Source organism: Limnohabitans radicicola (assembly GCF_014837235.1).
Lineage (GTDB): Bacteria > Pseudomonadota > Gammaproteobacteria > Burkholderiales > Burkholderiaceae_C > Limnohabitans_A > Limnohabitans_A radicicola.
In genome coordinates, this window is the sequence record NZ_JACYFT010000001.1 from 770,382 (window position 1) to 793,718 (window position 23,337).

17 protein-coding genes and 1 riboswitch are annotated in these 23,337 nt (G+C 53.3%); of the genes, 7 read left to right on the forward strand and 10 right to left on the reverse strand.

The annotated features are described in order from the left end of the window. Positions 1–83: 83 nt before the first annotated feature. The 3 genes from ahcY to IC609_RS03890 form a co-directional block, all read right to left on the reverse strand. Complete coding sequence (ahcY, locus tag IC609_RS03880; protein WP_191818125.1) at positions 84–1,517, reverse strand: adenosylhomocysteinase; 1,434 nt, start codon at positions 1,515–1,517, stop codon at positions 84–86. Positions 1,518–1,598: 81 nt separating this feature from the next. Beyond that, positions 1,599–1,690: riboswitch (S-adenosyl-L-homocysteine riboswitch) on the reverse strand. Between the two features lie 31 nt (positions 1,691–1,721). Further along, positions 1,722–2,066 (reverse strand): HepT-like ribonuclease domain-containing protein, encoded by a 345-nt coding sequence (locus tag IC609_RS03885; RefSeq protein WP_191818126.1) that lies wholly within the window; start codon positions 2,064–2,066, stop codon positions 1,722–1,724. Continuing rightward, positions 2,063–2,362, reverse strand: coding sequence for a nucleotidyltransferase family protein (locus IC609_RS03890; protein WP_191818127.1), 300 nt, complete (start codon positions 2,360–2,362; stop codon positions 2,063–2,065). The genes IC609_RS03885 and IC609_RS03890 overlap by 4 nt, the downstream gene beginning before the upstream one ends. Positions 2,363–2,541: 179 nt before the next feature. Between IC609_RS03890 and IC609_RS03895 the strand changes: the two genes are divergently transcribed. The 6 genes from IC609_RS03895 to IC609_RS03920 all read left to right on the forward strand — a co-directional run bounded on the left by IC609_RS03895 (position 2,542) and on the right by IC609_RS03920 (position 8,666). Beyond that, positions 2,542–4,170, forward strand: a complete 1,629-nt coding sequence (locus tag IC609_RS03895; protein ID WP_191818128.1) for a peptide chain release factor 3 — start codon at positions 2,542–2,544, stop codon at positions 4,168–4,170. Positions 4,171–4,175: 5 nt separating this feature from the next. Next, positions 4,176–4,964: an HAD family hydrolase gene (locus IC609_RS03900; RefSeq protein WP_191818129.1), complete on the forward strand. Its 789-nt coding sequence runs from the start codon at positions 4,176–4,178 to the stop codon at positions 4,962–4,964. 75 nt (positions 4,965–5,039) lie between these two features. Continuing rightward, positions 5,040–5,999 carry a glycosyltransferase family 2 protein gene (locus IC609_RS03905; protein ID WP_191818130.1) on the forward strand — a complete coding sequence of 320 codons (960 nt, stop codon included), beginning with the start codon at positions 5,040–5,042 and terminating at the stop codon, positions 5,997–5,999. Beyond that, on the forward strand, positions 5,999–6,337 hold the full coding sequence (locus IC609_RS03910) for an EamA family transporter (protein WP_191818131.1): 339 nt from the start codon (positions 5,999–6,001) through the stop codon (positions 6,335–6,337). The genes IC609_RS03905 and IC609_RS03910 overlap by 1 nt, the downstream gene beginning before the upstream one ends. A 21-nt stretch (positions 6,338–6,358) precedes the next feature. After that, positions 6,359–8,215: a hypothetical protein gene (locus IC609_RS03915; RefSeq protein WP_191818132.1), complete on the forward strand. Its 1,857-nt coding sequence runs from the start codon at positions 6,359–6,361 to the stop codon at positions 8,213–8,215. A 55-nt stretch (positions 8,216–8,270) separates the two neighbouring features. After that, positions 8,271–8,666 (forward strand): hypothetical protein, encoded by a 396-nt coding sequence (locus IC609_RS03920; RefSeq protein ID WP_191818133.1) that lies wholly within the window; start codon positions 8,271–8,273, stop codon positions 8,664–8,666. Between the two features lie 54 nt (positions 8,667–8,720). Here IC609_RS03920 and IC609_RS03925 read toward each other — a convergent pair whose 3' ends face one another. The 6 genes from IC609_RS03925 to IC609_RS03950 form a co-directional block, all read right to left on the reverse strand. Further along, complete coding sequence (locus IC609_RS03925) at positions 8,721–10,058, reverse strand: TolC family outer membrane protein (RefSeq protein ID WP_191818134.1); 1,338 nt, start codon at positions 10,056–10,058, stop codon at positions 8,721–8,723. Then, the gene (locus tag IC609_RS03930) at positions 10,058–11,422 is read right to left on the reverse strand and encodes an HlyD family type I secretion periplasmic adaptor subunit (RefSeq protein ID WP_225223977.1); all 1,365 of its coding nucleotides are present in this window, start codon (positions 11,420–11,422) and stop codon (positions 10,058–10,060) included. Before IC609_RS03930 ends, IC609_RS03925 begins: the two co-directional genes overlap by 1 nt. Before the next feature lie 56 nt (positions 11,423–11,478). Then, positions 11,479–13,203: a type I secretion system permease/ATPase gene (locus tag IC609_RS03935; protein ID WP_333473632.1), complete on the reverse strand. Its 1,725-nt coding sequence runs from the start codon at positions 13,201–13,203 to the stop codon at positions 11,479–11,481. Positions 13,204–13,212: 9 nt separating this feature from the next. Further along, positions 13,213–14,940, reverse strand: a complete 1,728-nt coding sequence (locus IC609_RS03940; protein WP_191818136.1) for a type I secretion system permease/ATPase — start codon at positions 14,938–14,940, stop codon at positions 13,213–13,215. After that, entirely contained in the window at positions 14,937–15,572 is a 636-nt protein-coding gene (locus tag IC609_RS03945) for a hypothetical protein (RefSeq protein ID WP_191818137.1), read from the reverse strand. The genes IC609_RS03940 and IC609_RS03945 overlap by 4 nt, the downstream gene beginning before the upstream one ends. Positions 15,573–15,644: 72 nt before the next feature. Then, positions 15,645–17,603 (reverse strand): calcium-binding protein, encoded by a 1,959-nt coding sequence (locus IC609_RS03950; RefSeq protein WP_191818138.1) that lies wholly within the window; start codon positions 17,601–17,603, stop codon positions 15,645–15,647. A 205-nt stretch (positions 17,604–17,808) separates the two neighbouring features. Between IC609_RS03950 and IC609_RS03955 the strand changes: the two genes are divergently transcribed. After that, positions 17,809–20,400: a hypothetical protein gene (locus tag IC609_RS03955; protein ID WP_191818139.1), complete on the forward strand. Its 2,592-nt coding sequence runs from the start codon at positions 17,809–17,811 to the stop codon at positions 20,398–20,400. A 12-nt stretch (positions 20,401–20,412) separates the two neighbouring features. Here the strand turns inward: IC609_RS03955 and IC609_RS03960 are convergent, their stop codons facing one another. Next, on the reverse strand, positions 20,413–23,307 hold the full coding sequence (locus IC609_RS03960; protein ID WP_191818140.1) for an FG-GAP-like repeat-containing protein: 2,895 nt from the start codon (positions 23,305–23,307) through the stop codon (positions 20,413–20,415). Positions 23,308–23,337: the final 30 nt, after the last annotated feature.

Consider the following 23,337-nt stretch of genomic DNA (forward strand, 5'->3'; position numbering starts at 1 on the left):
CAACCATTTCAATTCAAAAATCGCGACGAGGGCGTCGCTCCCACAAGAAACTTGTAGGAGCCCCGCCCCCGGGGCGATTTGGTTCAATAACGGTAAGTGTCGGCTTTGTAAGGACCGTTTTTCGACACACCGATGTAAGCCGCCTGCTCGTCGGTGAGTTCGGTCAGCTGTGCGCCGACTTTCTTCAGGTGCAAACGTGCAACCTTCTCATCGAGGTGCTTGGGCAACACATAGACCTTGCCGGCTTCGTACTGGTCTTGCTTGGTGAACAGCTCGATCTGGGCGATGGTCTGGTTGGCGAACGAAGACGACATCACAAAGCTGGGGTGGCCGGTGGCGCAACCCAGGTTCACCAGGCGACCTTTGGCCAGCAAAGTGATCTTCTTGCCATCGGGGAAGATGACGTGGTCAACCTGGGGCTTGATCTCGTCCCACTGCAGTTTTTCCAGCGATGCGACGTCGATCTCGTTGTCAAAGTGACCGATGTTGCAGACGATGGCTTCGTCCTTCATGGCGGCCATGTGCTCGTAACGGATCACGTTCTTGTTGCCGGTGGCCGACACGAAGATGTCGCACTTGTCGGCGGCGTACTCCATGGTCACGACCTTGAAGCCTTCCATCGCGGCTTGCAGCGCGTTGATCGGGTCGATCTCGGTCACCCAGACTTGGGCAGACAAAGCGCGCAAAGCCTGGGCCGAGCCCTTGCCCACATCACCGTAACCAGCGACCACAGCCACTTTGCCCGCGATCATCACGTCGGTGGCGCGTTTGATCGAATCGACCAAAGATTCGCGGCAGCCATACAGGTTGTCGAACTTGCTCTTGGTCACCGAGTCGTTCACGTTGATGGCGCGGAACATCAGGCTGCCCTTGGCGGCCATCTCGTTCAAGCGCAACACACCGGTCGTGGTTTCTTCGGTCACGCCAATGATCTGAGCGCCCTTGCGGCTGTACCAGGTCGGGTCCACGGCCAGCTTGGCCTTGATGGCGTTGAACAGGCAGGTCTCTTCTTCGCTGGTCGGGTTGGCAATCAGGCTGGCGTCCTTTTCAGCGCGCTTGCCCAGGTGCATGAGCAGCGTGGCGTCGCCGCCATCGTCCAGGATCATGTTGGGGCCTTCGCCAGGCGTGCCTGCGGGACCAAAGTCAAAAATGCGGTGGGTATAGTCCCAGTAATCGGCCAGGGTTTCGCCCTTGATGGCAAACACCGGCGTGCCGCGTGCGGCAATGGCGGCCGCGGCGTGGTCCTGTGTGGAGAAGATGTTGCACGACGCCCAGCGCACATCGGCGCCCAGGGCCTGCAGGGTCTCGATCAGCACGGCGGTCTGGATCGTCATGTGCAGCGAACCGGTGATGCGTGCGCCCTTGAGCGGCTGGCTCTTGGCAAACTCTTCGCGGATGGCCATCAGACCGGGCATTTCGGTCTCGGCGATCTTGATTTCTTTGCGGCCCCAGTCGGCCAGGCCAATGTCGGCGATCACGCAGTCGGCGTTGACAGCGGTTTTCAAAGGTGCATTCATGTGTGCGCTCCAAAGCAATGTGAATGAGCCACACGCGTGGATGAAAGCACTGGATTTGGAAAACAGGCTCACCGCACGTCGAGTGGATGAGCGTCGTTGCTGTATGAAGGTTCCGAGCCTCACGCCCGCTGCCAGCTTGGGGGCTGGTGGGCGCTGCAACGCTCCTCGGAATGTTTGGATTATAGCGAGCCGGGAACTGATCTGCTATTGACCCAAGGATTGCAAAGCTTCGCCCAGGCTCGCATTCACAGCAGGCAGTTCTTGCACTATGGTTTGGTAAAGAATTTCATGGGCGACCTGCTCGTAGCCGTGGGCAAGGATATTGCGCAAACCAATGATGCGACGCCATGGAATCCCCGGATACAGAGAACTGTCAGCCCCCACCCGGACGGCCGCCTCGCCCAGATTGATGAACAGTTTCTCAACGGCGAGACACAAAATTCTTTGACTGACAAATTCGGCGCAACTCAGGCCTGAAGCCAAGGCCTGCAACTCTTGGGTGAAACCCAGCATATCGACCAGGTGGGCTGGCGTGCGATCCATGCTCATTGGAACAACAACTGCAACTGGGGCTCGATGGCTTTGCGTCTGAACGGATTGTGCAGCACCGAAGGGAATGCCAAATCAACCGACTTGCCATCAAACACCGTTGACAGCTCATCTTGCATATCCACCAATGCAAAACCCGTTGGATATTGATCCGGATTGAACTCAACCAGCAAATCCACATCACTGCCAGGACGATCTTGCCCCTGCGAGGCAGAGCCGAACATTTGCATACGGCGCACACCATAGCGCCGACAAATATCGGCAATCTGGGCGTGTTGTTGAGGGGCAATGTGCATATGCAATGATTATGAAGCAGTTCCAGCAAGTGCGAAAGCAGGCCTCATGCCGAGATTGGACGACCTTGGCACACCCCCCCCGGGTAAGCGGTGCCTACAAAGTAAAATCACCCCATCGCGGCCAGTTCCTGGCTGCCTGCCTTGCGCCCCTTGCGGTGCCATTCCGATCAGGACCCCTTGTGACCTACGCCAACGAGACCCGGCGCCGCCGGACTTTTGCCATCATTTCCCACCCCGACGCGGGTAAAACCACGCTGACCGAAAAACTGCTGCTGTTCTCCGGCGCGATCCAGATCGCCGGTTCGGTCAAGGCCCGCAAGGCTTCGCGCCATGCCACCAGCGACTGGATGGAAATCGAAAAGCAGCGCGGCATCTCGGTGGCTTCCTCGGTCATGCAGATGCTGTACCGCGAGCATGTCATCAACCTGCTCGACACGCCCGGCCACAAGGACTTCTCTGAAGACACTTACCGTGTGCTCACCGCCGTGGACTCGGCGCTCATGGTCATTGACGCTGCCAACGGTGTGGAAGCACAAACCCGCCGCCTGATCGAGGTCTGCCGACAGCGCGACACGCCCATCATCACCTTTGTGAACAAGATGGACCGCGAAGTGCGCGACCCACTCGACATCCTCGACGAAGTCGAACGCGAGCTGGGCATGCCCTGCGTGCCCATGACCTGGCCTGTGGGCCAGGGCAAGAGCTTCGGCGGCATCATCAACCTGCGCACGCAGGCCATGACGGTGTTCGAGTCGGGCAGCGAACGCCGCCCGCAGGATTTTGAAACCATCCCCCTGAGCGAGCAGGCCCAACTGGCCGAGCGCTTTGGTTCGGACTGGCAGGCCGCCATGGACAGCATGGAGCTGGCCACGGGCGCGTCCCCCGCGTTTGACGAAGCCGCTTTCCTGGCGGGCAAGCAGACGCCCGTGTTCTTTGGCTCCGGCGTGAACAACTTCGGTGTGATGGAAGTGCTGGACGCCCTGGTCGATCTGGCCCCCGCGCCCAAGCCCCGCACCAGCAACCTGATCGTCAACAAACAGCCCGTGGTCAAAGAAATCCAGCCCGAAGACAGCGCGTTCTCAGGCGTGGTGTTCAAGGTGCAGGCCAACATGGACGCCAACCACCGCGACCGCATTGCGTTCGTGCGCATGGCATCTGGCAAATACACCCCGGGCATGAAGCTCAAGGTGCAACGCACCGGCAAGGAACTGCGCCCCACCAGCGTGGTGACCTTCCTCTCGCAGCGCCGCGAAGCAGTCGATGAAGCCTACGCGGGCGACATCATCGGCTTCACCACCCACGGCGGCGTGCAGCTGGGCGACACCATCACCGACGGGGCCAACCTGCAATTCACCGGCCTGCCCTTCTTTGCGCCCGAACTCTTCATGACCGTGATCCTGAAGAACCCGCTGCGCACCAAACAACTGCAAACTGGACTGGACCAGCTGGGTGAAGAAGGCGCGATCCAGGTCTTCAAACCCGAAATCGGCGGCCCCATGCTGCTGGGCGCGGTCGGTCAGCTGCAATTCGAAGTGGTGCAACACCGCCTCAAGGCCGAGTACGACTGCGACGTGCGCCTGGAAGGCTGCCAGTACACCGGCGCCCGCTGGATCACGGCCGACACCCCGGCCGAGCTGCGCGAATTCACCAACGCCTACCCGCAGCGCCTGGCGCTCGACGCCGCAGGCACGCTGGCGTATCTGTGCACCAGCCCCTACGACGTGCGCCTGGCGCAAGAGCGCTTTCCCAAAATCCATTTCCACCCGCTGCGCGAGCACGCGGGCCTGGCGCTGGGTTCGGCGCACTGACCACCATGCGCCCGCTGGCCCAATGGCAACCCGGCCAGATCATCGGCGTCTTCACCGACATCGATGACACGCTGACCACCGATGGCGCAATCACCCCCGACGCCCTGCAGGCCCTGGCCGACCTGAAAGCCGCAGGCCTGCATGTGGTGCCCATCACCGGGCGGCCCGTGGGCTGGAGCGAACCCTTTGCCCAAAGCTGGCCGGTGGACGCCATCGTCGCCGAAAACGGCGCAGTGGCCCTGGTGCACCAGGGCGGCCAACCCTTGCGCAAGCTCTACCAGCAGGACGCCGCCACACGCAGCGCCCACTTTGCGCGCATGCAGCAGGTGCTGGCACAGATCGAGCAAAGCATCCCCGGTGCCCAGCGCTCACAAGACAGCGCAGGCCGCGAAACCGACATCGCCATCGACCACAGCGAATTCACCCAGCTGCCGCAAGCCGACATCGACGCAGTAGTGCGCGCCATGCAGGCCGCAGGCATGACCGCCACCGTCAGCAGCATCCACATCAACGGCTGGTACGGCGAGCACAACAAACTCTCGGGCGCCCGCTGGATCTTGCAGCAGCTTTGGGGCCGCGACCTGGATGCCGAAATGCACCGCTGGGTCTATGTGGGCGACTCCACCAACGACCAGGTCATGTTTGAGCATTTCGCGCACAGCGTGGGCGTGGCCAACATCCAGCGCTTTGCCACGCAACTCACGCACCCGCCACGCTACGTCACGCCCAGCGCGCGGGGGGCGGGGTTTGCCGAAGTCGCGCATAGATTATTAATTCGAAGCAATTTAAATTAATGCGCATCACTGCACTGCATCCATCTAAAATATCGTTTTAAGAATCCACATCAGTGGCTTGTCAAGTGCTCACACATGAAAACCGCTGTCGTCATCCCGGCCTACAAGGTCACAAAACAAATTCTGAGTGTGCTTGAGGCCATTGGCCCGGAGGTGAGCGCCATCTACGTTGTAGACGACTGCTGTCCGGATGCCTCTGGCTCATTTGTCAAAACCCATGCTCACGACCCTCGGATTCAAGTACTGAGCAACCTCGAAAACAAAGGAGTGGGGGGCGCAGTCATCACCGGCTATTTGGCTGCACTGAACGACGGCTCGGACATCATGGTCAAAATTGACGGTGATGGTCAAATGGATCCGTCCTTGCTACCTCAATTCATTGCACCGATCTTGCAAGGGCAAGCAGACTACACCAAAGGCAATCGTTTTTTTGACTTGGAGCAAATTCATCAGATGCCAACAATAAGACTGATTGGCAATGCTGTGTTGTCTTTCATGTCAAAGTTATCCACGGGCTACTGGGATCTTTTTGACCCCACCAACGGTTACACCGCAATCCATCGCTCAGTTGCTCTGCGTTTGCCTTACGCAAAAATCAGTCAGCGTTATTTTTTCGAAACAGATATGTTGTTCAGACTCAATACACTGGGCGCTGTGGTTGTAGATATTCCCATGGATGCAAAGTATGGCGATGAGGAAAGCAGTCTAAAGATCGGGAAAATTCTGCCGGAGTTTCTGATGAAACACACAAGGAATCTACTGAAACGTATTTTTTACAACTATTACCTGCGCGATATGTCCATCGCTTCAGTTGAATTGCCAATCGGCCTGCTACTGCTGCTTTTCGGACTCATCTTTGGTTCAATTGCATGGATCACATCCATTCGCACAGGCGTTGCCACAAGTGCCGGAACCGTCATGCTTTCTGCACTCCCTCTTATTCTGGGTCTACAGTTCATTCTGGCTTTTTTGGCTAACGACATGTCCCGTATACCTAAACGTCCACTTCAGCACATCTGGAAAAAGTCATCATAATGACCACTCTGATCGCATTGCTGTGTGTTGTTGGGATTGCTTGCGGCCAAATTCTCTTCAAATTGTGCGCAAAGGCCTATCAAACCCATGGATTGTTGACCTCTCAAACGATAACCCTTTTTATTGCCGCCATGGTGCTTTATGGGTTTACTACGCTGGTCTGGATTTGGGTTCTTTCACGAAGTGAACTCGGAAAAGTTTATCCATTGATGGCCTTGGCTTTCGTCTTGGTCCCTGTGGCAACTTATTTTTTCTTTGGCGAACGTTTCAGCACCTCTTACATGACTGGAATAGGTTTGATCGTAGCCGGCATCGTATTGACCTCTCAAGGTCAATAACTCAGTCATCAGCACAGCAAAATGCTCAACGCTCCAACCCACTTGACAGGCCTGACTGAATTTTTTTGGGGCCTGATGTTCTGCGTTTATTGCGCGACATTGGGCTTGGCAGTATTAAAAACACCTAGGTTATTTAATTTCTCAAGAAAATTTGAATCAGTAGTCAGCCCTCTAGAAATTAATTTTTCTCTGATTATCTTTATCGCAACATGCACGGGACTGGCGGTGGTCAGTCAGATGCTGTTTCTGCTGGGACTTTTCAAAGTATTAAGCCCCTCAGTCATGATCATCTCGCTGCTGAGCCTGTGGTTACTCGCATGCATGCAGCTATGGACGACACGCACGAAATCGGCCCTCATACCTAATTGGATGTCTCTTTTACAAGGGAGCTCAACCGGAATTATTTTCTTGTGCATTGGCTTAACGCTGACTTGGCTATGCATCAAACCGCCAGGCTTGTGGGACGACACCAGTTATCACCTGCCTTACGCCAGACACTATCTGCAAGAACATCAGCTGAGCGTCACCCCTTGGTTGCGCTTCCCATTGTTTCCGCACAATGGAAATTTGTTGTTCACCTTCGCACTAACATGGGGAAGCGAAGTTCGCGCACAAGTGATCGCGACGGCTATCCCTCTCACAGTGACAGCCATAGGGATTTATGGCGCTTGCCAGGAATTTCTCAAATCCAAGTGGAGTGGATGGCTCGCCATTGGACTGTTCTGGAGTCTCAGCCCCCTACAAGAAACACTTGGCTACGCATACATTGACAATTTGCTGATGATGTTCAGTTGGGCTGCAATGGTAGCGATGACTATGGCATTACGCGAACAGTCATCACCTGGAACTGGCTGGGTTGTGATTTGCGGATTATTGGCTGGCACCGCAGCTGGCACAAAGCTTTTTGGTGCGGTGATTGTCATCATGATCGGCATTACCTTGCTATTCAACAAAGGATGGCGCAGGCAATCTGTATGGCTCTATTCTGCCTCTGCTGGCTTATTTGGTTTAGGGTGGTACATCAGAAGCTACATCATTTCAGGAGACCCTATACATCCTGCAGGGGGAAACTTTTTTGGTCATTACCTTTGGAATTCGGCTGATTTACTCTCACAGCAACAAGAACAAGCAACACACGGCACAAGTAAAAATCCTCTTTTGCTGTTCTCGTCATTACAGAAAGCTGGAATTCTCTGTCTATTACCCGGCCTTCTGTCACTGTTGCAGCCACGTCTTTGGCATGTATCCACGCGAGCACTTGCCTTAATCGTACTCACGTATATTTTGGCTTGGCAAACCACCTCCCAAGTCGCTCGGTATACGACTCCCATACTGCCAGCAGGTGTTTTTCTCACAACAGCTTGGTTGTTTTATGCCGGCCCCGAACAGCTTCAAAAAAAATTGCGTAAATTTAGCCCTGCTCTGAGTTGGATTGGGCTAATTATCTTGACTGCGCTCGCCTTATCTTGGCCATACAACAAGCGGGGTATCGTAAGCGCAGAGTCAAAGACGTGGTCGCAGAGTCTTGAGAGCCGATCAGGCTTCAAGGTGATGCAGGCAGCCAATGATTTAAGGCATAAGCTTGGCAATAAAATCATCCAAATTGGTTATGAAAATGCCGTCTATTTCTTTGAAGGTCAGGTCATTGGTGATTGGTTCGGCCCGGGGAGATACAGTCAAATGCTGAACTGCACGACAGACTGTCATGTTGCAGATGCAGAAAAATTGAAGCGACTGCTTGATCAACATGGTGCGAACATGCTGGCCGTTAACGCTGCACGGTTTAAATTCATACCCTCTGAGTACATCACTTTGTTTGACGTGCAGACCATTAGCCCCGGCAACTACTTGCTCATACTCAAAAGCATGCAACACTGAATGTCCTTAAGGATGCTCTCAGTCAAAAAAACTCAACCCTAAACGGACCCTGATGATGAAAAAAATCAACACTATTCTCTGTATGGCCATCGCCAGTTTATTGCTCGCTTGCAGCGATGACGTCAAAACTCCAGCTTCAACAGAAAACAAAGTAGAAGTTTCAATTTTGAAGTGGGGGCCGCAGGGGACCAAAGCCGGAAAGGGCTTTGCTATTCAAGCCAACGGCAATTCGGCATTGTGGTTCGAACAACGCGGGGTTCACAGCGCAGAATCCGCGCAAGTGTGGTTTGACAACACTCAACTCACAGGCATGGCCATTACCCCTAACGTTGGCGGCAGCGCAGAAATTCCTCCTGCCCTGATCGCCAAGCCTGGCAAGTACCCCGTTTATCTGATCCTCAAGCCGCAAAACCAACGCGTGGAGTTAGGCACTTTCGAAGTCTTGCCTTGACCATGAAACATGGCCCGCAGCAAGCGGGCCAGAAGTTCTCAGGACTGGTTTCGTTCAAGGCTCAAAAGCTTGAGCCACCTCCGTCAACACCTCCAGCGGAGGCTTGCCGACCAGTGAAGACAAGCGCAATCTGGACATCAAATACAAATAACGACCTTGCACCAGGTCTCGTGACACTTGTGCCAATTGCTGTTCAGCATTCAGAATGTCGAGCGTCGTCCTCACCCCGGCCTGCTTGGACTTGATCGTGGACTGCAACAACTGCTCAGCAGAGCGTTGAGCTTGCTCCAAAGCGCGGACTTTGAGCGCCCCTTCGGTCACACCTCGGTACTCTTTATGGATGCGCAAATTCAAATCGCGTCGGGTTGCCTCTAGCGCCTCCTCCATGCGTGTTCGTTCAGCCACTGCTTGGCGAACCTGAGACGTCACATACCCCCCCTGGAAAATGGGAACAACCAATTGAACACCCACGGACTTGGTCACAAACCGAGAGTTCAGTCGTGTTACGTTCTCATTGCCACTGTCATTCCACTGAACCACCCCATCGATAACTGGCGCATGTCCTGACTTCGCTTTCGAGATTTCTTTTTCAGCAGCCGCCAGTCTGGCTGTCAAAGACAAAATTTCGGGACTGGTGTTTTGCGCCATTTCAATCCATGACTCAAGTGAAGGCAGCTCAGCGGGCAAAGCGGCCAGGCCCGGCAAGCTGAGTAAAGACAACTTGTCGACCGGTTGATTCACAAGGATTTCCAGCTGGCGATGTGTGTAATCCTTGTTCTGACGCGCCTCAAGCTCCGAGGCCAAGGCCATGTCCAGACGGGCCTGAGCATCGTCCACATCGGTGCGCGTTCCAGAACCCGCCTTCAAAGCCTTCTTGGCAGCATCTACCATGGCGGTGTATTGCTGCTTTTGAGCCAAAACCAACTTGAGTTGGTCATCTGTCAGCAACGCCTCCATGTAGGCCCCACCCACACGCACAATCAACTCTTGCAGATCTCGCTGGTGTATTGCCTCTGCATCGGCAACTTGGTCTTTGGCCTGTTGGTACTGAAAATACCGTTGCGGACTGAAAAGCGGTTGACGCAAAGAAACCGTTTTTCCAAAGCTGTAATAAGTGCTGTTGGTGGTTGTCTCTTGCCCGAGGAAATTCGGTGAGGTGGTGTTCAAATCGCTGTAGGTACGCCCCACATTCGCTTGAACAGAAGGCAACAACTGGGCCCGTGCTTGCGGCAAACGTTCACGCCCAGATTCCAATGCAGCGCGGGATGCGCGAATTGTCGCATCCTGCTCCAACGCCAGTCGGTAAGTCTCCAGCAAATTCATGCCACTGGCTGATGCAGCACAAAGATAAACCGCCAGAGCAATGCAATTTTTGGGGAAGTGGAATGTCATCACTCTTCCTTCATGGCGCCAGCCAGTCGCTTGGTCAACGGACTGAGCAAGTACTTCAACATGGAGCGTTCGCCAGTTTTGATCACCACCTCAGCGGGCATGCCTGGCTGCATTTGACGAGCCCCCAGCACCTTCATGCCATCGGGCGTCACTTCCAATCGTGCCAGATAGTAAGCCGCCTGGGGATTTTGTGGATCAGAGAGCAAATCACCGGACACAGAAAGCACTTTGCCTTGAACCACCAATTGTGGCGAATGTGCAAAGGAATTGAAGCGCACATCGGCCGACAATCCCGCTTGCACTTTGTCAATCAAATGCGGCGCAATGTGCGTCTCCAGAACCAGTGGCTGATGATCCGGCACAACATCCATGAGCCTCTGCCCTGGCTGCACTACTGCACCCACCGTTTGCACAGTCAGTCCTACAACTTGTCCTGCTGCAGGTGAGCGGATTTCCACACGCTGCAAGTCAGCTTTTTGAGCCGCGTATTTTTCTGCGTCGGCCTGCACTTCACGTGCCACATCGGCCATTTGGGACTCAACCTCCTTGCGGTATTCGGACTGGCGAGCCAAAGACCGCTGACTGGCCTCGGCGATAGCGCGTGTGATACGAATCGTGTTGCCATTCAAGTCTGCCAGGCTGGCCTGCACATCCGCAACCATGCGCTCCAATTCCATTTGACGATTGCGAGGCGCATACCCATCTTTCACCAACTCACGGGTATTGCTCAACTCCTCCTTGAGCAACGCCAATTGCTGCTGACGCTGAACCAACATGGCCTGGACCGCCTCACGCTGAGCTTTCAAGCCTTCAATGGACTCCAAGAAGACCTGCAAATCAGCCTGCAAAGCCGTGCGCCGAGAATCAAACAACTGCCGCTGATTGTTCACTTGCTGCGCCACATAGACATCAGACGCTGCCGCATCGAGCACATCCCGCTCAAAACTCACACGGCCAGCCCCAGACTGCTCAGCCTTGAGGCGACTCTGCATGGCGCTGAGTCCCAGATAACGCTGACGCACCGATTCATAGTTGGCTTTGCTGATGGCTTCATCCAAACGCATCAGTACCTGCCCTTCCTTGACCATATCTCCTTCGCGAACCAGAACCTCTTTGACGATGCCACCCGTCAAGTGCTGGACCGACTTGCGCTTAGTGTCGATGGTCACCATGCCAGGTGTTGGCACACCCTCATCCAAAGGCGCCAGCGCAGCCCAAACCAGAAAGCCGCCAAAACCTAAGCCCAAAACCCACATGGCTTTGCGCGCAATGCTGCGCGTATCAGACGAGGCACGCAAAGCTTCTTCGTCGCCTGCGGCTTTGACCTTGACATCGTCGACGATTGACTTACTCAGTGAAGACATTTTTTGATTCAACATCACCAGACCTCAATAAAATTCTGAAACAAATGCTTGCACACTCAAGCAGTAGGGAGCGCTGCTGCAGCAGCACTTTCACGTTGTTGCTGTATGGCCGCCAAAACGCCATCCCGAGGACCGCTGGCCACCAGCTTGCCATCCTGCAAAAGCACCAGGCGATCGGCCACCTGAATCACACCGGGTCGGTGACTGATCAGCACAACCGTTTTGCCCTGATCTTTCATCAGCTGCACCGCTTTGAGCAAAGCGTTTTCGCCCTCGTCGTCCAAGTTGGCATTGGGTTCATCCAGTACCACCAAAGAGGGATCGCCATAGAGTGCGCGGGCCAGACCAATGCGTTGACGCTGACCACCAGACAAGAAAGAACCGCCCTGACCGACACGGGTGTCATAACCGTTCGGGAACCGCAAGATCATTTGATGCAGGCCCGCAGCTTCAGCAGCTGAGATCACTTTGACTGGGTCGACCTCACCAATGCGGGCAATATTTTCCGCAATCGTGCCATCAAAGAGCTCAATGTCTTGTGGCAAATAACCCAAGTACCCCCCCAAACTTTCACGGGTCAATCGCTCAACAGGCTGATCGTCCAGCAGGATTCGGCCCTCAAACTCAGGCCAAATACCCAGCATGGCCCTCGCCAATGTGGACTTTCCCGAACCTGACGGGCCCAAAACCACGGTCACAGTGCCAGGTAGCGCAGAGAAACTGACATGATCAAGCAGAGGTTTGTCTCGTCCAGGCACCCGAACAGTGAGCGCTTCAATTTGCAAATTTCCTATCGGCGCTTGGGTGATCACCTGATCCCGGCCAGCATGCTGAAAGCCCAAGAGAGCATGCAATCGGGCATAGCCTTCTTTGGCTGTCAAAAATTGAGGCCAGGTTGCGACCAACAAATCAATGGGCGCCAAAGCCCGCGTCATCATGACGTTGGCCGCAATCATGGCCCCCGGGCTCAGCTCCCCACGAATCACCAACCATGCGCCAATGCCCAGACTGAGCGATTGCTGAACATAACGTACAAACTTGCTGACAGCAGACACTACACCCAGTTTTTGCTGCGCCTCGCCCGTCGACACCAAGGCATGATGCTGCTTGCCCAACCAACGCCGATACAAACTGCTGAGCATACCCATGGAGCTGAGCACCTCTACATTGCGCAGTTTGGACTGCAAGAAGTTCTGCGCCTCGCCTTGCACCTTGGTGGAAACGGATTGCGCATCTTTGGTCATTCGGTGTCCCAGAACCGCAATCACGGCCTGGATCAATGCAAACAAAATAGCGGCGATACCCAACCAAGGATGAAGCAAAAACAGCACCCCCAAATAAATAGGAATCCAGGGCACATCAAAGAACGCGAAGACACCATTACCAGTCATGAATTGGCGTAACACAGTCAGGTCGGTGAAGGCCTTTGCCGGAGCTGTCTCACTGGGATTCAAATATGAAAGAAAACTGGCCTTGAAGACGCGCTGGCTGAGTGCCTGGTCCAACTTGACTCCAGTACGCACCAGCATGATGGAACGAGCCCACTCAGCGAACGCCATCACCCCAAACAAAAACAAGGTCAGCAACGACACCACGACCAATGTCAAATAACTCTGGCTCATCATCACGCGGTCAAAAACCTGCAGCATGTAGACCGTTGGCGTCAACATCAGCAAGTTGACCACCATGCTGAACAATCCAACCACCAAAAATTCGCGCCGGAATGACCACAGAACTTCCGACAAACCACTGCGTGAAACCGGATTATTGTTTTTCATCATGTTCAATCCTCAAGCGCCTTGGGCAACAACGGGCGCAGCCTGAGTGGGCACTTGTGCAGGCATGAGCTTTTGCATGACTTCCGCAGTTGGCCCATACATTTGCTGTGTGCCATCCCGGAGCAACAACAACCGATCAGTCACTGACAGTACACTGGTTCTGTGGGTGATCACGACAAACGTGGTTCCACGGGACTTCATTACCTGGATCGCTTGAGACAAAGCAGCATCACCCGCCTCATCCAAGCTGGAATTGGGCTCATCCAGAACAACCAATACAGGATTTCCAAACAAGGCACGCGCCAAGGCCACACGTTGTCGCTGACCGCCAGACAACAAACCGCCATCACGACCCACAGCCGTTTCATATCCATCAGGCAACGACAAAATGAACTCGTGCAAGCCGACCAGCCTTGCCGCATCTTGTACACGGCCCATATCGACATCACCAAAACGGGCAATGTTTTCGGCCAAGGTTCCTTCCATCAACTCCACACCCTGCGGAAGGTATCCCAAATAGGGCCCAAGTTCCTCCTTATCCCAAATATGGACATCGGCACCATCCAGGCGTACTTTGCCGGCCATGGGCACCCAAATACCCATCAGCAATCGTGCCAAAGAAGTTTTGCCAGAAGCGGATGGACCAATCACACCCAAGACGCACCCTGGAGGCAATCCAAATTGCACGCCTCGCAAGACGGGCTGAGCCTGACCGGGAGGCGCAGCCGTCAAAGCCTCGACGATCAACTCCCCTTTTGGCGCGGGCAAAGCCATGTTGCTGGCTCGCGCTGGCACCAAGGCCAGCAATTGCTCAAGACGAGTCCACGATGCCGTCACACTGACCAGCGCACTCCATTGCTGAACCACTTGCGTCAAAGGCGTCAACAGCCGACCAGCCAGTACCGAGCTGATGATCATCATCGACGAGCCACCATTCAAACTGTGCTCGAGCAACATCCAGGCAGCCAAACCCAGCATAACTGAGCCCATCAATTGCTGCAGCAACTTGGACACGGCATTCAATCCGCCAGCAGACTCAGATGCTCTGGCTTGAAATGCCAAAAACGCTTGCTGCTTTTTTTGCCACTGGGCCATCACGGCGGGCATCATGCCCATAGACTCCATCACTTGCGTGTTACGTAAAGACGCCTCTGCATAAATCTGCGCCTCTTGTGAACGGCGCTGCGCCTCCAACAAGGGCTTGCGCGATGCACGCTGCAACAACCACGCCACAAAGGTTTGCATCAGCGCCCCCACAAAGGCAGCCCAACCCAACAATGGGTTGATGAAGAAAATCAACACCACAGCAACCAATGCCATGGGGACTTCAAATACCGCACTCAGGGCAGGATTATTGAAAAACTCGCGCACCGTACGCAAATCGTTTTGCACTGTCAGCGCGCCACCCATTTGTTTTTTCAACAACCCATCGAACATGGCGTTGTAAACACGATCCACCAACTTAAGCTCAAACTGAATACCCACACTCCACAACATTCTTGACCGGATTTTTTCAAGAACCTCCATCACCGCATAGGCACCAAAAGCCACCACAGTCAACATCAGCAAAGTGGTCACACTGCGACTGGTCACCACACGGTCATAGACTTCCAACATATAGACTGTTGACGTGAAGCCAAGCAAGCCAATGATCAGGCTGATGACAATCACCGAACGCCAGACAGATTTAAAGCCCAGCAACGCCAGGCGCAATTCGGATAACGATGAATCAGGCTTCATGGTGCAATCTCTACAGATACATATTCGGGAATGGAAGGGCTCGAACCGCTCACTGCGTCAGAAGCCTCTTCAGACAAGTCGCTGTCTGCCACAGACTCAGACGCATCCAGCGAAGACAAATGAAAGGACAATTCAAACGTGTGATCCAGTCGCTCATTGAGCACGACCTCTCGCAGCTTTGTTTGCGAAAACAGCGCCAATTTGTCAGCATCAAGTGACAACTCAAAACGCATGCGCCCATCCATCGTGAACAAAGACAATTGCCCGCCTTTGATGCTCAGGGTATGGCGATCAAAGTAGACAGGGCAACTGTCGGCAAACTTTAGCAGCGGCAAAGGCTGCCCTGGACGGCGGGCCAAACTGTAAGGACTGGCGGGGTGCTGGTAAATCAGCCGCGCCATCTTGGACACAGCATAAATGGCGTTGCAAACCATCTGCGAGCCCAAAGTGGGGAACTTCTCGCGCAGACCACGGTAGTGCAAATGGTGTAAGGCAACGCGGTTCCACACCTTCGACTGCTGCACTTGCGGCGCCAACTCATTGCAGACCCGCGCAAACACCCCTCGCAGCTCACACAGACGTGCATGCTGCTCAGGCGAAGTGTTTAAAGGAACGCGGATCAGAAAATTCATATAGGAGTTGATTATACACAACTCCTATATGAAGATTTACACCCTCTTCCGCCGAGGATGTTTGTCCAAACTTCAAACCATAAAGAAACCTGGCTGGGACGAATCCAGCTGCGCAGTCGAGACGCCTGTCAACACGACCAACGGCGTCAGCTCATCGGCCACGATTTTGGCGTTGGCACCGGTGTCATCGGTGAACAGATATACGCCCATGCCCACATTGGCGATGTCGAAAACAAAATAATGCTTGGTTGACTTGCTATAGCTGGCGTTGTTGCCGTAAGGGTCAAGGAACGCAGCCACCGAGACCAGATCAGCAGCAGGTGCCTGTGCACCTTTGATGACAAAAATGCCCTTGCCTGAAGAGTCCACGCCTGACCCGGTGGCAGTCAGCCAAGGGGTGGATGGACTGCTGACCGTTTGAACATGGTTTTTGTAAACGGTCTTTCCATCGTAACTCATGGATTGCGACATGTAGCTGTAGGAGTAATAGCTTTGTCCATAAAAGTAGAACAGATCAACATTCAGCACATCATTTCCAAGTGAAAAGCCATTGACGACTACAGGATTGAGTGGCTGTTTGTTGTCATATGTGTTCCACAGGACTTCCAATGTGTCTTTGCTTTGCACGGTCTCGGTCAAATCCAACGATACCTGCGCATCGGTCGACATAAGGAGACTGATGCTGTCCGCGCCGTCTCCTGCTGTGATGGCCGCTTTCAACCCGTCGCGCTCGGTGTACAACTGGATCGTGTCGTTGCCTGCGCCGCCGCTCATGACCCCGGTCACACCAGGCGACATTTGTGACATCGACATTCGATCATCGCCATTGCCACCCAGCAACGTGTCGCTGCCCGTTCCCCCATCCAACGAATCATTGCCATCACCACCGTCGATGTAGTCATTGCCCGTGCCGCCACTGACCGTGTCATTGCCCTCATCACCGTACACAACATCGTTGCCAAACTGCGCATAAATTTGATCATCCCCAGCGCCACCGCGGATGGTGTCCATGTACATGTGACTCAATGCGTCCTTGCTCACACCAGGGGCTTCTGTGTACTCCGAGTAGTAGCCTTGCCCATCGCCGTAAATAAAATCAGCCCCTTCCCCGCCATTGATCAAATCAGTTCCCAACCCGCCAAGGATGGTGTCTGCACCATCCCCGCCGTCGGCGAATTCAAACGAAGCATCAAAGGTGTATTTGTCATACCCAGACACATAGACATTGCCTTTGTAATAACCAGAGACGTAAACACTGTCTGCATAACTGCCCAAGTCAATCCAGTCAGCACCACTCCCCCCCTCGATGTAGTCCTGCCCCCGCTCACCAGACAATGAGTCAGCACCACTGCCACCAATCAGGACATCATTGCCATCTCCACCTTTTAGGGTGTCATTGCCAATACCACCGTCCACCGCATCGTTGCCCGCAGTGCCAACATAGTTGTCTGAACTGCTCGTCTGTGGCGTCAAGCCGCCCAGGTTCACCCCTGCGGCAGCCACCACAGCCTTGATCGCATCGGCTGATGAAACATCAGTGTCTTTGGTCACCGTTTTGAGTGCATTCTGCAAGGTAGGCAGGTCAGTGGTCGTCAACGGGCGGTACTCGCTGACGTACTTGGCCACCTCCACTTTGTTACTCATCAGTTTTGCCGTCCCGGCCCAATCTGGGTCATCGGCAGTCTTGGCTGCCAAGTTGGTAAACAGCTGGTAGACGATGTCGCCACGAGTCCAATTCGCATCCAGCGCATCGACTACCTGTTTTTTGGCATCCGACTTGGCTGCGTTAGAGGCGGAGTCACCTACAACATTCTCAACAATCAAGTTGGCAAAGGTCTGGTTAGACAGACTGCTGGGATAAATCCCAAGGAATTGAGACTTTTCAGCGAATGCATTCACCACGGCCTTGGAAGACATCCCTGCGGCATAGGCCTGCTCAAGCTGGGCGTAGTAGTCGGAGCCTGGCACTGCACCAAAAGCAATAGAAAAAAACCGGTACGCATCATTGCGCTGTTCAATGGTCATGGGCATGAAGATTCTCCTGTTCGGTCAAGTGATGGGGTTGAGTGGACGTAATTAGAGAAGTCAAAGAAGCAATTTATTGAAATATATAGTTTTAATTTAAGACTGGAAATTATTCGTCAAAATTTTTTAGGCGCCATCGGCTCAGATCTCGACTTTGCAATTTCAAATTTGTTAAATTGATAAATGTTTCAAATTCAACAAATCAAATCACATGCCCACACAGATTTATCTGGTCAACAGCCCCAGTAATACCCAAAAAACACTGTTGGGAACCAACGCCAAAGACGACTACATCAAACTCGACCGCAGTGCAGTCACCAGTACTTTTTCATTGCAAGTGCTGAGCGGAATTCATTTCACTGTGGACTGGCAGCCTGTTTATTTGGTGAGCGATGTTCTATACAAAACAAGTACGCTACTTTCCCTGCCAGCGCTCAATTCAGCCAATGCCATTGAGGCCATTGCGCTGATTGGCAGCACAACCCAAGTTTTTGATGGCCTGTACAAAATCGCAAAACCGGGTGACTACTCTTTGAGTGCTGAGCCTTACTTGATGATTGGCACAAATGACGAAGCCAGCACGCTCAGTGGTCAAAACAACACCAACAGCGTAGCCATCATCGTGGGTGGGGCTGGCAATGATCAGATCACAGGGTCAGCAGGCTCCAGCGTTCTTTACGGGATGGAGGGCAACAACACCTTGATCAGCAGAGGAGCCGGCTTTGATTACATCCGGGGTTTCGCATCCATGAATGCCAACGACACCATTCGCGTTGAAAGCACTCTGGGCAGTCACATGTTGCAAATTTACATGGGCGACCCGAGTCCAAAACTTGTTTATCTTGAAAAGGTTGGCGCAGATCTTGTGGGGAAAATCACCAATTCATCCGGTGAGTCTTATTCCTTCAGAGTCATCGACCAATATGCCGGAAAGCCTCTCCAAAATCTGAATATTTACGCAGCCCCAACATCTACGGCCAGCATCACTGCGAGCACCACCGGAATCTATCTTGGTGGCGATCTCACGGAGGCCAAAATCACGCCGACAGCCAGAGCACTGGCCATCGGCGACTCACAAAGCAATGTGTTTGACTACCGCCTGTCGGATCGCGCAGGTGCCAACGTCTTCGGCAACGACGGCAATGACATTGTTTATTCCAAAGTCGGCTTCCACGCTTACTTTTATGGCGGCGGCGGCACAGACACCATGGTCTACGCCAACAATTACGCTGACTACACACTCAAACTGCAGACAGCCACATACGCCAAAGTCACAGCAGCAGGAGAGACCATCCAGGATTGGCTGTACAACGCCGAGATTCTCCAATTCAAAGACCAGTCCATCTACCTCATGGCAGACGGCACCACACGAACAAGCCTGGATGCAAGCAAAGGCCAGCAGGTCTATTTTGGTGGGGATGGACAGCTGATCACCGGCACAGGCACCAGCAGCAACACCATCAATTACGAATTGCCCAGCAGTAACATGACTGTCTTGGCCAACACGGCAGACAAGAAAACCTTGCTCATCAAGACAAGTACAGGCATGGACCTGGTGACCAACGCCACTGACTTTGTGTTCACTGATGGATCAAAGACACTGGCATCTTTACTCGCAGCACAAACAAACATCGCTCTCATCAGCACAGCCACCCTGAATTCAAGTGACACATTGCCGACATGGGCTGTGACGGGCGTTTCTGCTGCAACTGCCGTCAGATTGGCCCAAGAATCACAAATCACGGCCATACAAGTGACAGATTCAACAGCCAACGTGACACTTGCGCTGGACAATCTGAACATGGTGGCCAGCAAACTGACTGGGATCGCACTTTCAGACAGCCAACCGATGGGCATCACTGGTGCGCAACTGCTCAAAGATCAAACGGTGCTTGCCAAGATCAGCGGCTCTTACACAACCAACCTGCCTTCCTACAACATCGTCAATGGCTCACCTAACAACGACAGTATTTTGGGAACATTCGGCAACGATTACCTCAAAGGTGGCGCAGGAACCGATCAGATAGCCGGATTCTCAGGCAATGACCTGGTCGATGGAGGTGATGGTAATGACACATTGGTGCTGGGCAGCAGTGCATCCAAATACAAGTTGGATATGGATGCAAGCGGAACGGTGTCTGTGCAAAATAAAACGACTGGCGATACCGTATCGGCCATCAACATCGAAAACATCAAATTCCAAGATAAAACCATCTCGATAGAGCGACAAACCCACTCCAGTTATGCAGATGTACCTGAGTCTTTGTGGCACTTTTTCATTGTGGCCTTCAACGCGGCTCCTGGTGTGACCTATATGGATCAACTGGCAGCGGCCTATCGCTATGGCCTGACCATCAAGCAGATCGTAGACATTTTCACGACCAAACCCCAATTCACCAATACTTATCCAACCACGCTTTCGACACAAGAATTGGCCATCAACCTGGTTAACAACATCGTCAAAGACAGCGCATCTGCTGCTGTCAAACAACAGGCCGTTAACGACATCATGGATGCCATGAACCTGGTCCATTGGACAGTGGGCGATGTGATCTACCAAGTGTTCGGAAATCTGGCCACCTTGCCACAGACAGATGCCAGCTGGGGGCGAACAGCCAAGCAGTTTGCCAATGAGATTGCGGTGGCCAAGACCTACACCGACACCTTGAACCAAAGCACGGTCAATCTGGGAACACTGAAATCCATTCTGGCGCCGATCAGCGCAGACACCGACGTCAGCTCATACAACGTGGTTGTCAACCTGATTGGGATGGCGTTGATTGACAGCACCACACTGGGCTGAACATTCCCCAAATCAACCCAGCAAAGCCTGCCCTATCAGGCTAATCTGAAGCTCAGGTGTGGACACATCGCTCAGGTGTGACACAGGCGCCATCACGCTCCTGAGCGTGGCCAAGTCGGTCGTGCTCTGGCTCAGCGTGTCGGTGTAGGTCTTGGCCACCGCAATCTCGTTGGCAAACTGCTTGGCCGTGTTGCCCCAGGTGGCGTCGCTATAAGCAAAATTGGCCAAGTTGCCAAACACCTGATAAATCACTCTACCAACAGTCCAGCCAGGCGAATCCAAGGCATCGGTGATGTCCTTGACCGCTTGTTGCTTGGTGACGTCACTGGCGCTCGTCTTGACGATGTTGTTCACCAACGCCTGCGCCAACTGGCCGTGGCTCAAACTGGTGGGGTACACATCGGTGAACTGCGACTTGGTCGTGAACACATCCACGATTTGCTTGACCGACATGCCTGCCCGGTACGCTGCAGCGAGCTGGTCCATGTAGGTCACGCCCGGCGCTGCGTTGAAGGCGGTGATGAAGAACTGGTACAAGCCCACGGGCAGGTCGGCATAGCTGCCGTGGGGCTTTGATTCGATGATGACCGAACGGTCCAAGAACTGGATCTTTTCAACATGCCTGAGGGCATCGTCAAACACATTGCTTTTGACATGCCACAGGTGATTGCCATCTACTGCCAGCGTGAAGTTCGAACTCTTGGAAGCATACTGCACCGTATCGAATCCAGACCCCAAATCAATCTGGTTACTGCCTTGATGTATGTTGACGCCAGCCACGGTGTCGTCACCAGCCCAGGTCTTGATCAATGGACTTTCAAATCGATCCGCAATCGCAATACTTTCTTTGTAGGCATCGTTCGAAAGCGTTGAAGTGGCTTCAAACAGTTCCCAATTGGTATCAGGAATGTACTGAGCTTCAGCATAAGCCGGGTAGTACAACAAGTCATAAATGCCATCACCATTGGCATCCAGGAACTGACTCATCCCAGGCTTGTTCCAATAATCGGGAGCTTTGGGAAAGAGTGAAGGGTCCAGATGCACAAAGACACCAGCCCCAGTGTTGAGGTAGACATTGGGCGCCCCCCCCGTTTGAGTCACATGATTCCAACCTTGCTGGGCAATGTCAGTCAATCCATCATTGTTGATGTCCAGATACGAATAGGCCCAAGAATAAACGTCCTCCTGCATGCCCACGATCTTGATGGGCAATCGGGCAATCTGATCTTGCTTGGCACTGTAAAAATCCATCTTTACGGCATCGTTGCCCGTGGCGGTCAATGCCCCAGATGTGGCGTCTTTGCTCAAAGCCAGCATCGTCCTGGTTGCCATGACCACTTGACCAGAACCAGGAAAAATTTCCAGCGAGCCGGGTCTGAAAAAGTACTCTACAAGTGCAAAAGTATCTTCACCATCAAAGCCTACCTGGCCAGTCACTGTCTGAGAGTTGAGTTTGAACTGCTTCGGCACATAGTTGAATGGGTTGCTGCTCGAACTCACACGCCATTGGCCCGTTGCGTCCTGATCCATCAATGCTGCGTAAACGCTCAGATAAGCAAGACCAGGTGCGCTGGTTGACATATCCACAGCTTTAGAGCTGTCCGCGAGCATGGTGAAAATCCGATTTACCTTGCCGTTGCTCACAAACTCCGGAAGCACGTTGAATGACGAACTGATCGGGGGCTGCGAAGAAATCGTCCAATTTTTAGTGACGACATCGTATTGGTATGCGGGCACGCCATCTACCCAACCACCAGGATAAGTACCGTAGTTGATGGTGGAGTTGATATGACCTATCTGACTGAACCAGGCTTGGTAGTTGCCGTTAACGTTGATCAGTTGCGTAAAGTAATTCCAGACTGGCGCACCAATGTTCTGTATTTCATACGTCCCATCGGGCTTGGACATGATGGCCGTGGGATAACTGTTGCCCGATGTCAAGGTGCCGGCGCGCCCGTCATCACGATTGAGCGCAAAGATGAAGTCAATTTGTCCGTCTTTGTTGATATCACCGGAGTCAGCAATACCCACACCTCCGAGCTGTCCGCCCAAGACGACAGCCGATGTGGTGTTAAAGCGTGTGGCCGTCGTGTCTTTATAAGTCCCGTCGGATTGCGACTCCAAAATGACCAGGCGATTGGGCGTTGCCAATTCAGTGGCCATGCCCCCTTCTGGCACACGCTGCCAAAGCTGGGCAACGATGTCCATCTTGCCGTCGTGATTGATGTCAGGAGTCAAGATCGAGTTGACAGCCACTGATGCCGTGTTCCAGCCACCCCAGTGATAGAGGTTGTACAAATCAGGAACTGCACCTCTTTTGAATTGATAGCTACTGGTGTTGGACATTTCAGGAAACAATTCCCGAACTGGAACAGACTTCCCGGCAAATCGGATTTTTTCAACACTGACCAGCGTTTTCAATCCCGCGTCTGAAGCATTGACATCCTTATTGGCAACGGTGAGTTGACCGTTTTTGTACTGGATATCGTAATTATCAATCGCGTAAAACATGTTCAATTGATCAATGCCAGCGCCTCCATCCAGATGATCGTCACCTCTGTTCAATGAAAAACTGTCATTTGAATCACTGCCAACGATGACATCATTGAAGTTCGAACCTTGCAACTCATGCACATTGATCAGGATGTCGGTGGTGCCATAACCATCAGCGACACGGCCTGTAGTCAGATCGGCTCGAATTCCCATTGGCGACGCGAAATAATCAACAATGCTGGCACCCGTCAGATCTGTGATCAAGTCATTACCCGCGTCACCTTGCACAAAGGCATAACTCACAGTGACCTTGTCATCCCCAGAACCGGGGTAAATACGAACATAGTTCGCCAGTCTCAATGTGTTCTGGTCTATCGTGTCATCACCATCTGTGCCGTTGTAGATATCAGCCATGATTTTTGTTCCTTTGGCGCTCTTTTTTCG

What these genes read in the sequence shown, in the direction of transcription:
- IC609_RS03935 (WP_333473632.1), bottom strand. Translation starts at nt 13,203, where the DNA reads ATGATGAAAAACAATAATCCGGTTTCACGCAGTGGTTTGTCGGAAGTT.
- IC609_RS03930 (WP_225223977.1), bottom strand. Translation starts at nt 11,422, where the DNA reads ATGTCTTCACTGAGTAAGTCAATCGTCGACGATGTCAAGGTCAAAGCC.
- IC609_RS03905 (WP_191818130.1), top strand. Translation starts at nt 5,040, where the DNA reads ATGAAAACCGCTGTCGTCATCCCGGCCTACAAGGTCACAAAACAAATT.
- IC609_RS03885 (WP_191818126.1), bottom strand. Translation starts at nt 2,066, where the DNA reads ATGAGCATGGATCGCACGCCAGCCCACCTGGTCGATATGCTGGGTTTC.
- IC609_RS03950 (WP_191818138.1), bottom strand. Translation starts at nt 17,603, where the DNA reads ATGCCCATGACCATTGAACAGCGCAATGATGCGTACCGGTTTTTTTCT.
- IC609_RS03960 (WP_191818140.1), bottom strand. Translation starts at nt 23,307, where the DNA reads ATGGCTGATATCTACAACGGCACAGATGGTGATGACACGATAGACCAG.
- IC609_RS03910 (WP_191818131.1), top strand. Translation starts at nt 5,999, where the DNA reads ATGACCACTCTGATCGCATTGCTGTGTGTTGTTGGGATTGCTTGCGGC.
- IC609_RS03890 (WP_191818127.1), bottom strand. Translation starts at nt 2,362, where the DNA reads ATGCACATTGCCCCTCAACAACACGCCCAGATTGCCGATATTTGTCGG.
- IC609_RS03915 (WP_191818132.1), top strand. Translation starts at nt 6,359, where the DNA reads ATGCTCAACGCTCCAACCCACTTGACAGGCCTGACTGAATTTTTTTGG.
- IC609_RS03920 (WP_191818133.1), top strand. Translation starts at nt 8,271, where the DNA reads ATGAAAAAAATCAACACTATTCTCTGTATGGCCATCGCCAGTTTATTG.
- ahcY (WP_191818125.1), bottom strand. Translation starts at nt 1,517, where the DNA reads ATGAATGCACCTTTGAAAACCGCTGTCAACGCCGACTGCGTGATCGCC.
- IC609_RS03945 (WP_191818137.1), bottom strand. Translation starts at nt 15,572, where the DNA reads ATGAATTTTCTGATCCGCGTTCCTTTAAACACTTCGCCTGAGCAGCAT.
- IC609_RS03900 (WP_191818129.1), top strand. Translation starts at nt 4,176, where the DNA reads ATGCGCCCGCTGGCCCAATGGCAACCCGGCCAGATCATCGGCGTCTTC.
- IC609_RS03940 (WP_191818136.1), bottom strand. Translation starts at nt 14,940, where the DNA reads ATGAAGCCTGATTCATCGTTATCCGAATTGCGCCTGGCGTTGCTGGGC.
- IC609_RS03925 (WP_191818134.1), bottom strand. Translation starts at nt 10,058, where the DNA reads ATGACATTCCACTTCCCCAAAAATTGCATTGCTCTGGCGGTTTATCTT.
- IC609_RS03955 (WP_191818139.1), top strand. Translation starts at nt 17,809, where the DNA reads ATGCCCACACAGATTTATCTGGTCAACAGCCCCAGTAATACCCAAAAA.